The organism is Bacillus sp. D386 (genome assembly GCF_006346415.1).
Window position 1 is genome coordinate 1 of sequence record NZ_VEMV01000008.1, and the last position, 15,585, is coordinate 15,585.

At 29.7% G+C, this 15,585-nt stretch carries 12 protein-coding genes and 1 pseudogene; all 13 read left to right on the forward strand.

The window, feature by feature from the left end; genetic code table 11:
• Positions 1 to 165, forward strand: a pseudogene (locus tag FHY45_RS21310) (tetratricopeptide repeat protein); the annotation flags it as partial.
• A gap of 553 nt (positions 166 to 718) precedes the next feature.
• A complete protein-coding gene (locus FHY45_RS19895; protein WP_139892840.1) occupies positions 719 to 1,228 on the forward strand; it encodes a DUF6609 family protein in 510 nt (169 codons plus the stop codon).
• Between the two features lie 174 nt (positions 1,229 to 1,402).
• Positions 1,403 to 1,867 (forward strand): tRNA (N6-threonylcarbamoyladenosine(37)-N6)-methyltransferase TrmO, encoded by a 465-nt coding sequence (tsaA, locus tag FHY45_RS19900; RefSeq protein WP_139892841.1) that lies wholly within the window; start codon positions 1,403 to 1,405, stop codon positions 1,865 to 1,867.
• Positions 1,868 to 2,049: 182 nt separating this feature from the next.
• Positions 2,050 to 2,490 (forward strand): hypothetical protein, encoded by a 441-nt coding sequence (locus FHY45_RS19905; protein WP_139892842.1) that lies wholly within the window; start codon positions 2,050 to 2,052, stop codon positions 2,488 to 2,490.
• 176 nt (positions 2,491 to 2,666) lie between these two features.
• Entirely contained in the window at positions 2,667 to 3,203 is a 537-nt protein-coding gene (locus tag FHY45_RS19910) for a GNAT family N-acetyltransferase (RefSeq protein ID WP_139892843.1), read from the forward strand.
• Between the two features lie 382 nt (positions 3,204 to 3,585).
• On the forward strand, positions 3,586 to 4,068 hold the full coding sequence (locus tag FHY45_RS19915) for a Panacea domain-containing protein (RefSeq protein WP_139892844.1): 483 nt from the start codon (positions 3,586 to 3,588) through the stop codon (positions 4,066 to 4,068).
• Between the two features lie 87 nt (positions 4,069 to 4,155).
• Positions 4,156 to 6,273, forward strand: a complete 2,118-nt coding sequence (locus FHY45_RS19920) for a hypothetical protein (protein WP_139892845.1) — start codon at positions 4,156 to 4,158, stop codon at positions 6,271 to 6,273.
• Positions 6,274 to 6,613: 340 nt separating this feature from the next.
• Positions 6,614 to 7,471, forward strand: a complete 858-nt coding sequence (locus tag FHY45_RS19925; protein ID WP_139892846.1) for a DUF2971 domain-containing protein — start codon at positions 6,614 to 6,616, stop codon at positions 7,469 to 7,471.
• Between the two features lie 462 nt (positions 7,472 to 7,933).
• A complete protein-coding gene (locus FHY45_RS19930) occupies positions 7,934 to 8,758 on the forward strand; it encodes a TnsA endonuclease N-terminal domain-containing protein (protein WP_139892847.1) in 825 nt (274 codons plus the stop codon).
• The gene (locus tag FHY45_RS19935) at positions 8,740 to 10,851 is read left to right on the forward strand and encodes a Mu transposase C-terminal domain-containing protein (protein WP_139892848.1); all 2,112 of its coding nucleotides are present in this window, start codon (positions 8,740 to 8,742) and stop codon (positions 10,849 to 10,851) included. Before FHY45_RS19930 ends, FHY45_RS19935 begins: the two co-directional genes overlap by 19 nt.
• Entirely contained in the window at positions 10,851 to 12,449 is a 1,599-nt protein-coding gene (locus tag FHY45_RS19940; protein WP_139892849.1) for an ATP-binding protein, read from the forward strand. Before FHY45_RS19935 ends, FHY45_RS19940 begins: the two co-directional genes overlap by 1 nt.
• Before the next feature lie 35 nt (positions 12,450 to 12,484).
• On the forward strand, positions 12,485 to 14,374 hold the full coding sequence (locus FHY45_RS19945) for a TnsD family Tn7-like transposition protein (RefSeq protein WP_139892850.1): 1,890 nt from the start codon (positions 12,485 to 12,487) through the stop codon (positions 14,372 to 14,374).
• 607 nt (positions 14,375 to 14,981) lie between these two features.
• On the forward strand, positions 14,982 to 15,197 hold the full coding sequence (locus FHY45_RS19950) for a DUF378 domain-containing protein (protein WP_139892851.1): 216 nt from the start codon (positions 14,982 to 14,984) through the stop codon (positions 15,195 to 15,197).
• Positions 15,198 to 15,585: the final 388 nt, after the last annotated feature.

Below are 15,585 nucleotides of genomic sequence, written 5' to 3' on the forward strand. Positions count from 1 at the left end.
ATACAAGTGTTTTATTCAATGACCTTATATAATTTAAGCGAGCATAAAAAAGCTATGGAGTTTTTACTAAAATGCTTGATAGATACCACAACAGACTCTGAAATACTGAGTTATAAAAAAGCAATTAATTTCTATGCTGATAAATTAGATGAAATGTGGAAATAGCAAGTGAAAGGTTGTACTTAAACAAACTGGGCATTGATCCAAAAAGAAGGATTAATGCCTTTTTGTGTTGAACTTCTTATTTTAGAAACGGGGCAGGTTAGCTCTACAAAGGATTTAATTAATTTTCATAAAATGTTACAATAAAAACAAAAATAACCAAATTCACCAACTACTCCCAGGAAATATTTAAGAAAGAGGGGATATCTTGTCTTTTCTCAAAAATAATCTATTTTTGTCTGCGACAGCATTAGTTATCACATTACTTGTAGTAAATGCAACTGTACAAACAACTGTTGAAGGTTGGTTTTACCAATTTATTGAATTATTTATTATCTTTGGTATTTCGTTTGGGATATTAAAATTAGTTTCGCTAGTACCAATTCCAGCATCTAAATGATGAAGGTTGAATTAAGCTAAGGCGATAACTGAAATCAAGGCTGTCAAATTGACGGTCTTTTTTATGCTACTAACGGGGCAGGTTAGTGAAAGAAGGAATGTTACATAAAGATAGAGAATATTTACTATAAGATACTAAAATAAAGGAAGGAGAAATATGGAGAATAGGGAGTATAACACACAAAGAACTTGCGGAGTATGGTTAGTTTACATTGGTGTAATTATAATAGTTTCAGCAATTAGTGGTGGCGAACTTTTAATACAACCTTTTATCTTAGGAGTTGGTTATTCACTAGGATATTTTTTAATATTTGTACTGCCGTACTTAAATCGAAAACTCGCATACGGTAATAACTCGAAGTTTCAAGATAAAATGGATAATATCACGATAATAGTTACTATTATTTTGTGTACCATTTGTGGACTTTTTATTGGTTTTGATAATTTAAGACTACTTTGGTTATCCATTTTAATTGTTATTGGTATACATTTTTTTGGTTTTTATTTTTCCCAAGGGAAACTGATGATTGTTTTAGGTGTGTTAACAATTATCAATGGATTGTTAGGCATCCTTATAGTCAACATTCCCTTTTTAGTAGTTGCATTGATTGATGGAACCCTAAAAATTGGTATAGGATTTAGAATGTTATTTAATAGGAGGCATTAAATGGTTGGTCTTTGAAAATGCCCGTTAACTGCCATTACTATATAATTAAGGAGCTGAGTTATCACGTTTACTGTTATACAGCTAAGGGCAGGTTAGTGGCAGAAGGATATTTTTGAAACCATATAGAAATATCTACTTCAAGGATTTAAAAAGGAGTTGTAGGGAGGAGTAACTTTGCAAATTTCTATTGTTCCAATAGCGAAAGTGAATAATAATCGTAAAGCTATTGAAGACGATAATTGGGGTTCAGTTATTTCAACTATTGAGTTAGCAGACAATATGAGTGAATCTTCTTTAGAAGGTATTAATGAATTCTCTCATTTAGAAATCATTTTTTTCTTTGATAAGGTTGCAGATGATAATATTCAATTTGAAGCAAGACATCCAAGAAATAATAAAGAGTATCCTAAAGTTGGTATTTTTGCACAAAGGGGTAAAAATAGACCTAATAAGTTAGGAGTTACTATTGTAGAACTTTTAGAAAGAAACAATAATAAATTGATTGTAAAAGGATTAGATGCAATAGATGGAACTCCTATAATTGATATCAAACCAGTAATGAAAGAGTTTTTGCCAAAAGGTGAAGTGAAACAACCAAATTGGTCAATATCTTTGATGGATAGATATTGGAACTCTTAAAAGAACTAACGTTCAAGTCTAAAAATAAGGTGTTTTCCTTATTGAGCTAAAGGGGGCATTGATCTAAGAAGGATTAATGCCTTTTAGTGTTGAATTCCTTATTGGAGTAACGGGGCAGGTTAGCGGAAGAAGAAAACACTCTAATAATATAATCGTATAATATTAATAAAGAGGTGATTAGAGTGGAAATCATTCCAAAGGTAATTGAAAAATTGCTTGAAGAGGAAATAGACGAGCAGGAGTTTGTTGATATAATCAATGATATTTATAAGCAGGAATGTTATATTTATGCGATTATTCCTGATTGGGAAGAAGAATTGTTAAACCAACTGTCAGCTGATTTTATTTTAATAAATAAGATTAAATTTCCTTTATGGAGGAGTTTCCCAAGAACAATAGGTTTTTTAGGATATGTGAAGGATAGTAAAAAACAATATATATACGAGTTTTATTTAAGGTCAACAACAATGGATTTTTTAGTTTTTTCGGAGCTAGATATATCTCAACTTTTAAATAATATAAGCAAGGAAAACATTGATATATACGATATATTTGAAACAAACAAAGTTCCTCACATAACAATAGGTCCTGATGGTCAATGGTTAAATATAGTTGAATATTGACATCATTTTCTTATAGAGCTAAAGGGGCAGTTTAGTGATACTCCATTTTATTATGTTATGTATAAAACTTATATAATTTGTCTTTTTTATATCATAGCCCTAATAGATTAATGTAATCGAAGTAAGTACATATACTCTAAACAATTTGAAACAAGAGAATAAAGGAGAATAATTAAATGAGATTAGAGAGCGAGAGAATTTATTTAAGACTGCTTTGCGAGTCAGATGCCCCTATTATATTAGGAAGTACGCTGGATAAAGAAATACGTTATATGACTGGGACTACTTTTAATTTTTCATTACAACAAATTAAGACACATATAAATAATATAAATAATGATTCTAGTCGTTATGATTTCGCTATTTGTTTAAAAAGTAGTGATGAAATGATTGGGGAATTATCAATATACGATATTGATGAGGAGAATAAAAAGGCAGGATTTAGAATATCAATGGCTTCTACTTCATTAACAGGAAAAGGTTTTGGAACTGAAGCAATCAATATAGTTCTAAGTTTTGTTTTTGATCAACTCAATTTAAATCGTTTACAGTTAGAAGTATTTAGTCAAAATTTACGTGGAATCAGGGCGTATGAAAAAGTTGGATTTGTAAAAGAAGGCGTCTTACGTCAGTCCTTATATTACAATAAAGCATATTCAGATGAAATTATTATGGCAATACTTAAAAGTGATTACGAAAAGTTACTATTGTAATTGTCTTTGTTTGTGAATGAATATACTTAAACTAACAGGGGCTTTAGTTGAACAACGGAGACAGCAAAAAAAAGCTGTCTCTTTTTTTTATGGCATTAGCATTAATCTCTACGAAAACAGCCTTTTTTAAAATGGCATCCTAAGGGGCTATTTTTTTGCATAAAATATCTGTACCAAAAAGGAATTACATCAATATAATTGTTAAAACGAGCCTTTTTTAATATTTTAAATAGCAACAGTATAGTTTGACCATACTGTATTCTAAGGTGACATTTCAGAAGCAGGTGGTAAGATGGGGATTTTTAATGAAATCAAAAGTAAATTATGGTATAAATTTCCGTTTAAATATATAATGAATATAGAGGAAGGGGAGATGTATCGTATGAAGACATATGAAGAAATAGATATATATGATATTGCTGATTACTTCATCTCTTTGAGCGTTCCGGGTACAGATAAGTCAGTAACACCTTTGAAGCTGCAAAAATTAACATTTTATGCTCAAGCATTAAGTTATGCTGTTAATGATAAGCCTTTATTCAATGAGGATTTTGAAGCTTGGGTGCACGGTCCTGTCTCACCAAATCTTTATTATAAATACAAAAATTATCGCTCGAACGAGATCGATGATAAAGTAAGTACCCCAGATATATGTCCAGAAGCAGTTAATGTTATTAAAATTGTATGGGATATGTATGGTGATAAGGATGGTAAATTTTTGGAAAACAAGACACATAATGAACTTCCTTGGAGACTTGCTCGTGGAGATCTAGATTTTCATCAAAGCTCTAATAAAATTATTCCAAAGCCAATAATCGATGGTTATTATTCAAGGAAATATACAATAACTGAGACAGTTAGATAAGATGTTATAGGATATGTAAAAAGTGCCGATCAGGCACTTTTTTTACAGTAAAAGGGACTTGTATCAATTTAGGTTTGGTGAGCAATTATGGAGATATCTATTGGTATAAAATTCGTAATTTTTTTCCCTGTTTTGCTATATGTTTTGAAGCGATTTATCGAAGTAACAGTAAATAATATGTCTGTCCATCTATCAAAATATGTTGACAATTTCTTTGATTATTTAGAAAAAAAACAAATAGGAGAGCTAAAAAAGACTACCGTCAAAATAATAACTGATGTCATATTCTCTGCTATTACACAATTGTATTTTGTTGGACTAGCATTGTACAGAAAACTTATTAATCCAGTATGGTTGATTTCAACTTTTATAATAACCTATTCATTATTTTATTATTTTATAGATATAAATGTTATTGGCACTATAAATTTTTATGAGATTTTAAGGATCACGAATTCAAGCGATAATACCACATTATATATTTTAGAGGTAATTTTAAATATTATTAGGATTGCAGTACCTCTAAGTTTTCCATTTTTCTATTTCATTTATAAAGAGCAAAAGAGTATATCTGATTCCTCAGTAAATGGAAGAACTACTTTTATATATTTCACCTTATTCGTACTTTTTTCTCTGCTTTCTGCCTATAAGATATCATCTATAAAAAATTCATTTATTGCATTTGATGAAAAAATAAAAGCAACTAGTCTTACACACACACACAATAATGGGGAAGAACTCGCATTTATATTCTTACTAATAATTTTTTCGTTATATTTTTTGAGTAAGCTGATGATAGACTCATTTCGGAATTTAAATCTAGAACTGTTGATTTTCAGAAAAACTATTGCAGCTAATTCAATATATAGTTCTATGAGTTTTAGCTATACAATATATAATCAAGCAAATATATATGAGTTGCTTACGGCTCAAGTTGAAACTATCTATCAGGTTTTGATTCAGATATCAAATAAAAATTTAGGAAGAGTATACGATAGAGCATACTATAACTTAGAGGTTTTATTATTCAATTTATGTGCAGAGTATCGTTTGTTTGGAATTGATACAACAACGAAACACTTATATCTCTTAAATAAATTTACTAAAGAACATTTAGATTTCTATAAAAGCTTACTAAAAAATCATAAGGAATTAATTATACACCTAGTTCAAGAACATAAAATTCAAGATGCAAAAATGGCTATAAAAATTTTGGTAGATATGATACCATCAGCGACTACTGTAAAGCACAATATTGATTATTATAATGAATATCTGGCCACCTATTATACAATACTGTATGAGTTACTTATTTACTTGTATGAAAACGAGAATTTAGGCTTATATACGGTTATAGAAAAGTTGAGTAGCGAAAGTATTTCTAAGGAATCAGTTGAAAGGGAAGGTATAGTGAGAATTATACAATCTCTAATTATTAAAGCTGGTGATAAAAATGATGTTAAGATGCTTTCTACATTTAGTTATATGTTAAGTAGCTTTTGTCAACCAAGTGAAACTAATGATACTAATAAAACAACAGTTTCCTTGGCCAATCTGGGTATAAAGATTGTAGAAGATGACATAGATGAAAAAGAAATTCAAAAGTTATTAGACGAGACCGGATATAAGGAATTTTATGAATCAGAAGATAGGGTTAAGAAAAACGAAAATAATTTAGATTTATTATATGCCACGGTTTTTATATTTCTACAAGCCTTGCTAAAAAGTATTGAAATTACAAATTATAAAACAACCGGATTCCTAGTGAAATTCTTAGTGACAACATTTGATGATAAGGTTGTTAATAGAGTTTTTAATGATTTTATTATTAATCCATATCATAATCTATATTGGGGTACGCAAGATTTTTATAAAGATATAGATAGTGATTTTCATATGAATCCAAATGTTAAGGATTATTTAATAATCAAATTAACAATTCTCCTTTATGCTCAACAAAAATATATAAAGATTAATAAAGTAAACTTCAATAAAATACCTAGCAACTTTATAGATATAAATAAATTAACAAAGATAGAGTATCTGGGTTATATCTTCAAAAAACTAGAAATAGCTCAAAAGGAATATGGGTTAATGTTTTTGCAAGATGATCATTTTATGAATGAGATAAAGCTAGATTTTAAATATTATAGAGCAAAGGAATCAGACAAGAAAAAACATAATTCCATTATTTTAATTGATTGAAAAAGGAGTAAAAGATAGATAAGATAATTTCAGTATCTTTCAGTCTTATAAGAATCATAAATAATAATAGTCTGTTGTATGCTAATGTTTGAGATCACGAACCAAAAATGGCAATAACCTTCCTTATGAACGTTATTGCCATTTTTATTTTGATGACTTAACTTGGTGGGTTTTCTTGTCTGGTGTAAACATTTATATATTATATAGTCTAGTATTAAATATATGGAACTTAATTACATATAATGTATAATTATGTATCAGGTGGTATTTCTCTTGAATAGAGATAATTGACTAGAACATTAGAGGAAGTATCACTTATATATCAAGGAGGTATCCCAAAGTGAATATGCAGAGAAAATCGGAAGAATCTTTAAATACCTTTACTAATGCAAGAGATAATTTTGATGATAGGTTTCAATATAACAATGAATATAATATATATAATCGTAATAAATTCCCAACAGAAAAAGATAATTTTGGGCTATGGAAATATATGAGTCTATCAAAGTTTATTGCATTACTAGAAAATGGTTCAATTTATTTTTCTAAACCAGCTGCTTTTGAAGATCCATATGAAGGTGCGTTCTCTCATATTGATTTGCAAGATATAATCGGAGATTATTCGTATTGGGATGAAGAAGATAAACAAACATTTTGGGATGAGGAAGATAAACAAATTTATTATGAAGAACTAAATGGATTGCGAAATAAACAAGTAGTTGAGTCAAATTATGTGGGAGTCTCCTGCTGGCATATGAATGAAGAAGAATCAGCTGCAATGTGGGATCTTTATTGTGGGAGAAATGAAGGAATTGCAATAAAAACCTCTTTCCAAGATTTGATTAATTCTTATGATAGGTATGATTATGATATTTACTATGGAATAGTAAATTACATTGATTATAAAAAGGATATGGCAGGTAGAAATTCATACGAAACTTTATTTTATAAAAGGAAATCATTTGCTCACGAACAAGAGTTTAGAATGTTGGTTTTTGAAGACGAGAAAAGTTTATTTTTTGGCCCTTATGGTGCTGATGTGAAATTTGATTTAAGAACTTTAATTAAAAGTATACATATTTCTCCTACTTCTCCACCCTGGTTTAAAGATATAGTACAAAAAATTGTTAATCGCTATGGAATTGAAAAAGGCGTTATTCAATCAACCTTATATCAGGGTCCGTACATAATAAAGTAAGCATATATAATCTTTCTACCAGTACCTAGCGTTGCTATTTTTGCAAACTCAAAGGATTATGACGGGTTTTATAAGAATGGAAGTTTATGAATGGGGCTAACTTGATTTGCTTATTTATTTAAAGAAAGATACCAATAATAAATACCTATATTTCCAACTATATCAATTGAACTGCTGGATAGATTATACAAGTTTTTTATTATGTTTTTCAGTATTTTTAAAATTACATAAATTCCTTCCTTTATATAATTTTAAAATAAGATAAGGTTAAAATTATTAGTTTTAGGTTTCACCATATAAAAATATGGTGTTTTTTTTATGTTTTTTAATAAAAAATAATTATTCTAGAAAAACATAAAAAAGACAAAATATTCTGAAAAAAGTTTGATTTACTCGATATATATAGGATATAATCGTTTTGATTAAATTAAAAAATATATTTATATATTAAAGGGTGTAATTATGAAGCGTGTTTGGAATGAATCAAAGTATGAAAAGATGGTTAAAGAAGGATACGGGCAGGGAGCGTTAAATCATTATAAACCTTGGGTAGATGTTTTTTCCTTTCCAAGTCAGGGGCGGGTTGGGAGAATACACTCGAAAAAAATAGGGAGAGAAATACATAGTTTTTCAGAATTAGAAACTAATTATATCTATATATTTGATTGGCTAGAGGATGTTATAGATATTCGTGAACAGTATCCTTTAGATTTAAAAGAAACAATAAAGATTGCTAATGATATATCTGTAAGACATCCTTGTGATAATAAATCTGGTTTTGAGTATGTTTTAACTACGGATTTATTAATTGTCAAAAAGCAAACAACAATTGCTAGATCTATAAAATACTCTAAGGATTTAAATAATAAAAGAACATTAGAGAAGTTGGAAGTTGAGCACTTATACTGGAAGAATAAAAATATAGATTGGAAGTTACTTACAGAGAAGCAAATAAATGCAGTTTTTCTAGATAATATAAAGTATTTACGTGGAATACGTTTGGACAACTTGCAATATACGAAAGAGCAGTTGTTTGAAATATGCAAAGTGATAGTTGTTACTATGCTTCAATGGAGCCAAAGAATATTCGATATGATTGAGTATATTAGTTATAAACTAAGACTGGAAACAGATGATTGTTATTGCATAATAAGATGGCTAATCAGTGAGAAGATTTTAATTTTAGATGTGACAAAGATTAAATTCGATAAATCAGCTTTACTAAAGGATTTTCAACCGAGATTATCAGAGAGGTGGGAAGAGAAACTTTGGGGGAAATTGAAGTAGGAGGATTAGTTGCTTACGAAAAGGTTATATATAGAATCTTATGGATTAGTGAAAGAAAAGATATAGCATATTGGATAAATGTATATTCTACAAAAAATATCCCAGATTTGATTTCGTATAATTACCTAAATCAACTGCTATCAGATAATCAAATAGAAATTAAAAAAGAGGATAAAGTATTTAATATCGATGCGTTAATGAGTGTTTCAGAGAAGGAGCAAAGCGAAATTACTACCAGGTGGAAGCATATTAGGGATATAGTTATGCCGGAGAATGAACCATTCATATATTCAGATATTCAATTTAGAAGACGGTTAGTTATTGATGCGGCAGAAAAAAATAATTGTGATATAACAACTATATATAGGACGCTAGGAAAGTATTGGAGAGGTGGCAAGAAATTAGTTGGACTTTCATCAAGTTATGGAATTCTAAAAGAGAGGAAAAAGCGTACATACACTAATAAGCCAGGACCTAAAACAAGTAACAAAGTTATAGTAGATGAACGAATGGAGCAGATATTTGAAAAAGCTATAAATAAATATTATCTGGCCTCTCCATATACATCTATAAGAAGTGCTTATGATGAAATGATTAGAGAATTTTTTGCTACGAAAATAATAGATTTAACTGGAGAACCTAAATTGATTTATGTTAATGGTGACGAGCGACCAACATATAATCAATTCAAATATTATTTGAAGAAGAAGCTAGGTGATCCAAAATATTATAGAAAAAAAGTTGGAAGTAGAGAATACAACTTGAAGCATAGAGAGCTAACTGGTGATGTCTTTAAATATGCTAAGTATCCAGGTAATACATATGAAATTGATAGTACAATTTTTGATATCTATCTTGTGTCTGAGTGGAATCCCAAAAAAATTGTGGGTAGACCAATTCTATTTTTAGTTGTCGATGTATTTAGTCGTTCGATTGTGGGTTTTAATGTTGGTTTGGAAAGGCCCTCCTGGAATATAGCGAGATTAGCTATAGTTAATGCTATAGAAAATAAAGTTACCTATTGTAAAAGATTTGGAATTAATATTTCTAAACAAGATTGGCCAATGAATGTGATACCAACAGAAATTGTTGGTGATCGGGGAGAAATGATCTCCAAAAATTCTTCGCTTATAACTAAGACTTTAGGTTCAACAGTAAAGAATACACGATCATATAGGGGGGACGATAAACCGATTGTTGAAAATACTTTAGGAGTTATAAGGAGAACCCTTATAGATTTTCTACCAGGAGGGGTCAGAAAGGACTTTAACAAGCGCGGTGGAGAAGATTATAGACTGAAGGCGCTTTTAACCTTAAGTGATTTCAGGAAAATAATTATTAAAACAATCCTTTATTTGAATAATTCTAGGGTGCTAGCTAACTATAAACTATCTAAAAAGATGATTGAAAATAACCTGGAACCAATACCCAAAGACATTTGGAATTTTGGAGTAAAAAATATTAATGAAGGAATGGGGAAAATGTCTTCAGAGTTAGTTAGTATACAGTTGTTACCAGAAGACCAAGCTAGCATAACAAGGTCAGGAATTCTATTTCAGAAAAGAACCTACATATCTGATGAAATAATAAATGATGGACTCTTAAAAACAGCTGGGATAAATGGAACTGAGAAAATAAAAATTAAATATGACCCTAGGGATTTGTCCGTAATATATTATTTTGATCAGAGGAAGCATAGATTTTATATTTGTATGAGTAAAGATGAAAAATATATATTAATGGAACAGTGTGATTTACTAACTTTAACTGAAAAAAACGATGAAAAGACAAGAAACTCTTTATATAAAAAAGACGAGGAAAAAAATAATTTAATACAATATATCAAGGATATAAGTGAAGAAAAGAGAGAAAAATCTAGAAATACTCAACAAACGGAAAGTAAAACAAATCGAATTAAAAATATTGAAGCAAACAGGCGACAAGAAATTGAATATATGAGAAATAAGGATATAGCTGCTATTGATAAGAAAGCTCAGGATTCAGATAGGAGGAGGGATCAAGTTTATAATAATTGGAGAATTGAAACACATAAAGATATACAAGCAATCTTAGAAAGAGAGGACAAAGACTAATGGTCATTAATTCATTCTCTTATGAGAAGGCGATTTATAAAGAACAAGAAATTCCGGAATTTCGAGGTAATCCTTTGATTGAAGCACTTCCTAATTTAATGAGCACTGAAAAGCTGATTAAATTCTTGTATAAAACCCCTCATTTTAGTTATATGGAAAGAGATTTAGAAAGTCATTATAGGATACAATGCGTAATGAGGCTTTTTGAACTGTTTATTCCGAATCCCCTGCATATAGAAATTGATCAAAAGATTAATATGGCAATGAGGCGTGGATATGTTTACCGAAATATAATGGAAGCAGATTATCAAAATATACATAGATATATCAAAGATAAATTTAGCTCTAATAAAGATGCGGTAAATTATAATAAGAGTTTGTCATTTCCGATAATCGGGATTTCGGGTGTAGGAAAGACAACCTCAGTAGAAAGAATCCTATCTCAGTTTCCTAGAATAATTCACCATACAGAATATAATAATTTCCAATTTCAATTACTTCAGGTACCTTGGCTGAAAATAGAGTGCCCATATAATGGTAGTTTAAAAGAACTGTGTTTTTCTTTGTTTCAGACTTTAGATTTATTGTTAGATACAAATTATGTGAGTGAATTCGGGAAATCTAGATATAATATAGGACAATTATTGGTATATTTTTGTAAGTTGGTTATGGTGCATAGTATAGGAGTGCTTATAATAGATGAAATACAGTATTTAGTTAATGGGAGTAAATCAAAAGAAGTTTTAAATTTCCTTGTATCATTAATTAACCAAATTGGAATACCAATAATTTTTGTTGGGACCAATAAATCATATGATTTATTAAAAAAAGAAGCCAGAATTGCTAGACGGATTAGTGGATTAGGTGCAATTGAGGTACAACGGATGGAAAAGGATGAGTATATAGATTTTTTGAAGAATATATGGCGCTATCAGTGGGTTAAAAATCCAACCAACCTAGATAGACATACGATAGAGTATTATTATGAACATACACAGGGAGTGGCCGATTTTACAATTAAATTATTTGCATTATCTCAAATCAAATCAATTCTTTTCGGAGAAGAACAAATGAATATAGATTTGTATAAAACAGTTTTTAAAAATGAGCTTGCTCCCTTAATTCCTATAATTAAAGCATTAAGAACAAACGACTATGATGCTTTAGCAGCTTTTGAAGATCTTTTACCTCTTGATGTTGCATCTGTCATTGTGGGAATTAAGAATGATGCTAATTCCATAATACATATAAAAGCTAATAAAGCCATTAAAGAGGAAGCGGCTATACAAGAATTAAAAAATAATAAGATGCTAATAATAGAGCATTTAATGGGTGTTGGGCTAACAGCACTTGAGGCTGAAAAGTCAGTAGATAGTTTACTAGAAGAAGATATTAATAATCCTGTTGTTGGGTTAAAGAAGGCTCTAGGTATTTATGAAAATCGTCAGTCAAAGATGGTTAAATCTAAGCCTAGAGAGAAATCATTATTAAAGTGCTTTAATAGGGCTAGCAACGATGGAGATAAAATATATTACGAATTATTAAATGACGGATATATCGATAGTTTCGAATGGATATATGAAATTCAATCTGAGTAGAACTAAGTATAGGAAGAACGGGAAGGTGAGAGATTTTGAGATTTCTACCTATTTTATACCCTGATGAACTATTTTCAAGTGTTATAGCTAGATACTCGACAATAGTTGGAATTGGTAATAGGGGAGTCAATAAATTGATATATGGGAAGAATCTAAAAGTTGAGCTTTACTTTGTAAAGGAACTAAGGGCTTTTATGCAAAGAAATAACTTTCACTTGGATGAAGTAAAGATTGTAGAAGAACATACTCTATTACCATATTTTAAGTCGGTATTAACTAAGGATAAATATGAGTATATTAGGCAGAAGATGATTTTAGACAAAGATAATAAACATCTTTCTTTTGAGATGGAATTGGGTATGATAGCAAATAGACAAGGGCTTGATGGCATTTTAAGATATTGTAATCTTTGTTACAAAGAAAATATAAGTCAGTATGGAACTGCATATTGGCATAGGAAACATCAATTACCAGGTGTTTTTTATTGTCCAATACATAAATGTTATTTAAATGACATTGAATTTAACTATAAAAACAGAAAAAATCAGTATGTTATGCCTGACATTAATAACTTATTAATTAATCCGAATGAATTGCCAAAATCCTATTTGATTGATAAAAGGTATAGTCAATTCATAGATATATCCAATCAACTATTGGTAGGAAAAGCACCTAATATTAAAGACCCTCAATCAGTAAAAAATAATTATAAAGAGTTGTTAAGAAGCAAAGGTCTCTTAACTATCAATGGAAATTTAAAAAGAGAAAAAATAAAAAAAAAGATAGTCGAATACTTTGGAATTGATTTCTTAAAGGAGATAAATTACTTTGATTTTGATAATGAAAAGCAAATTTGGATTGATAATTTAAATAGGAAAAATAATTTACAAGTTATAGAGCATATACTTTGGCAGATGTTTCTTAACAGGGATTTTAAACAGATTTATAATCAAAAATACATCTATGAGCCATTTGGGAAAGGTCCCTGGCCTTGTTTGAATAAAATCTGTGATAGTTATCAAGCTCTTATAATAAGAAGTGTTGAAATTAAAATGGACGGAAAGTCAAAAAAGATAGTGGGTACTTTTAAATGTACTCAGTGTGGATATACATATGTAATAGGAATAAATCAAGATGAGAATTCTTATGATCTAAATAAGGCTAGAATAATTGATTTTGGACATAAATGGAGAAGTCTTCTTTTGAAATATATTAATCAGGGAATTAACCAGAGACAAATATCACTTAAAATGCATTGCTCCCCAGGTACCATTAATAACAATGCAAAAAAGTTAGGATATGAAAAATGTGAAGATGGTTGGCGAAAAACTAAAAATGTATCTATACCTTGTAATTTAGATGATCAAATAAAAAATGAGAAAAGAGAAGAATATATTCAAATAGTTAATAAGGTTGGAAATGGAATTGTTAGTGCCAGAAAAGCTAATCCAGCATTGTATGCGTGGTTATATAGAAATGATAGAAAGTGGCTAAATGAACATAATCCAAGAAGATTGGCTGGTAATTGTGGTGGGAAGAGAATCGACTATAATAGATTGGATATAGAGATTCTAGAACAGGTCAGAAGTATTGTTGAAGAAATTCTAATTGAAAATAAAAAAGTGCGAATTACAACACACACTTTATTTAAAAATACATCTTCATATGTTTGTTATGAGAAGAAACTTGAGTTATTAACGAATACTAATCAATATATAAAAAAATACGCTGAAACCCATAGTGTGTATAGAAAAAGATTCATAAATGGTATTATCGGAAAAATGCAAAAAAATGGAGAGCATATACTTAAAGATAATATAAAGGTTGCTGCTGGGTTTAGAAGAGATTATTTTGAAGAAGCTTGGGAAGCAATGACTTATGTACACCAATTGATAACTGTAAAATCTAGAGGAAGATTTGAATAAAGATATAATAAATGATGCAACTAGTTGCGTCACTTTTTATTTATATAGAGGGCTATTAATTGCAAAAAAAAAATACCTCATTTTTTATTGTAAGGTATTTAAAATGGTGTAATATCAATAGTTGTAGTTGCAAGGCGAAATAACAATAACATCAATACCCAGCTACTCTTCGTTTGAAGGGAGCTGGGTTTTTTGAATTTGATAGAGGAAATTTTAGATGTACAATTAGTAAACTCATCCTTACTAGGTTATTTCTAAAGGTTAAGACTAAATGGGCTGTACACAAGAGCAAGTATATCTGGCTTCCCAGTACAGCCTATTTGTATATTCATACTCCCTAATTTACGAAAAATATAGAGGAGAATACAAATATAAGTTTGATAGACTAATGAGTCTGCACATTTTACATATTACTAAGCCGGTAATGATTTAATTTTGTTGAAGAGTTAGTAACTGTTTTCTCAAACAAATCACTCTTATAACGGAATACTATCCTTTAATAAAATTATACAAAACTTATATTTTTTCTATATATTTTGGTTTAAGTATCCGTGATTACGTGAATATAGTAAATGATTACAAAAAACTTACAAAGGGGAAATGAAAATTGAGTATTCTACAGAAAATAGCACTTGTATTAACGATCATTGGAGCTATAAATTGGGGGCTGATAGGTTTGTTTCAATTTGATCTTGTAGCAACTTTATTTGGAGGACAGGATGCCATTCTTTCTCGAATCGTCTATGCGTTAGTAGGTATTGCTGGTTTAAGTAATATTGGGTTGCTCTTTGCTCCATCAAAGGAATCACGTATTGCGGCTTAATGATAATTTTAATCTCCCCCCTCTGTAAAGAGGGGGGTGTTTATGGGAAGATAGATGAGCTGACCAAAGATGAGGTCCTTTTCCTTGGACCTCTATTTGCCTAATGGGTGAACCTCAGGTGAGCTAATGAATTTTTATAGAGAAGAACGTAAGCGGTATATACATATTCTTGTTTAAGTTAGAAAATGGATAAAAAGTTCAAAATTGAGTAAGACACAGATAGCCCCGTGTAGTATCTTTTTATAGCTTCCCTCTTCATCCTCCTTTTAGCATAAATTTAAAAAGGTCGGCATATCGACCAAATTCATAAATGAAAATGATTGACAACATTCTGTAAAATCATGTAATGTATTATGTAACCGGTTACATATGGTACCGGTACCATATT

Coding starts and splice junctions, on each gene's coding strand:
- FHY45_RS19895 (WP_139892840.1), top strand. CDS start 719: ATGGAGAATAGGGAGTATAACACACAAAGAACTTGCGGAGTATGGTTA.
- FHY45_RS19910 (WP_139892843.1), top strand. CDS start 2,667: ATGAGATTAGAGAGCGAGAGAATTTATTTAAGACTGCTTTGCGAGTCA.
- FHY45_RS19915 (WP_139892844.1), top strand. CDS start 3,586: ATGAAGACATATGAAGAAATAGATATATATGATATTGCTGATTACTTC.
- FHY45_RS19920 (WP_139892845.1), top strand. CDS start 4,156: ATGGAGATATCTATTGGTATAAAATTCGTAATTTTTTTCCCTGTTTTG.
- FHY45_RS19930 (WP_139892847.1), top strand. CDS start 7,934: ATGAAGCGTGTTTGGAATGAATCAAAGTATGAAAAGATGGTTAAAGAA.
- FHY45_RS19940 (WP_139892849.1), top strand. CDS start 10,851: ATGGTCATTAATTCATTCTCTTATGAGAAGGCGATTTATAAAGAACAA.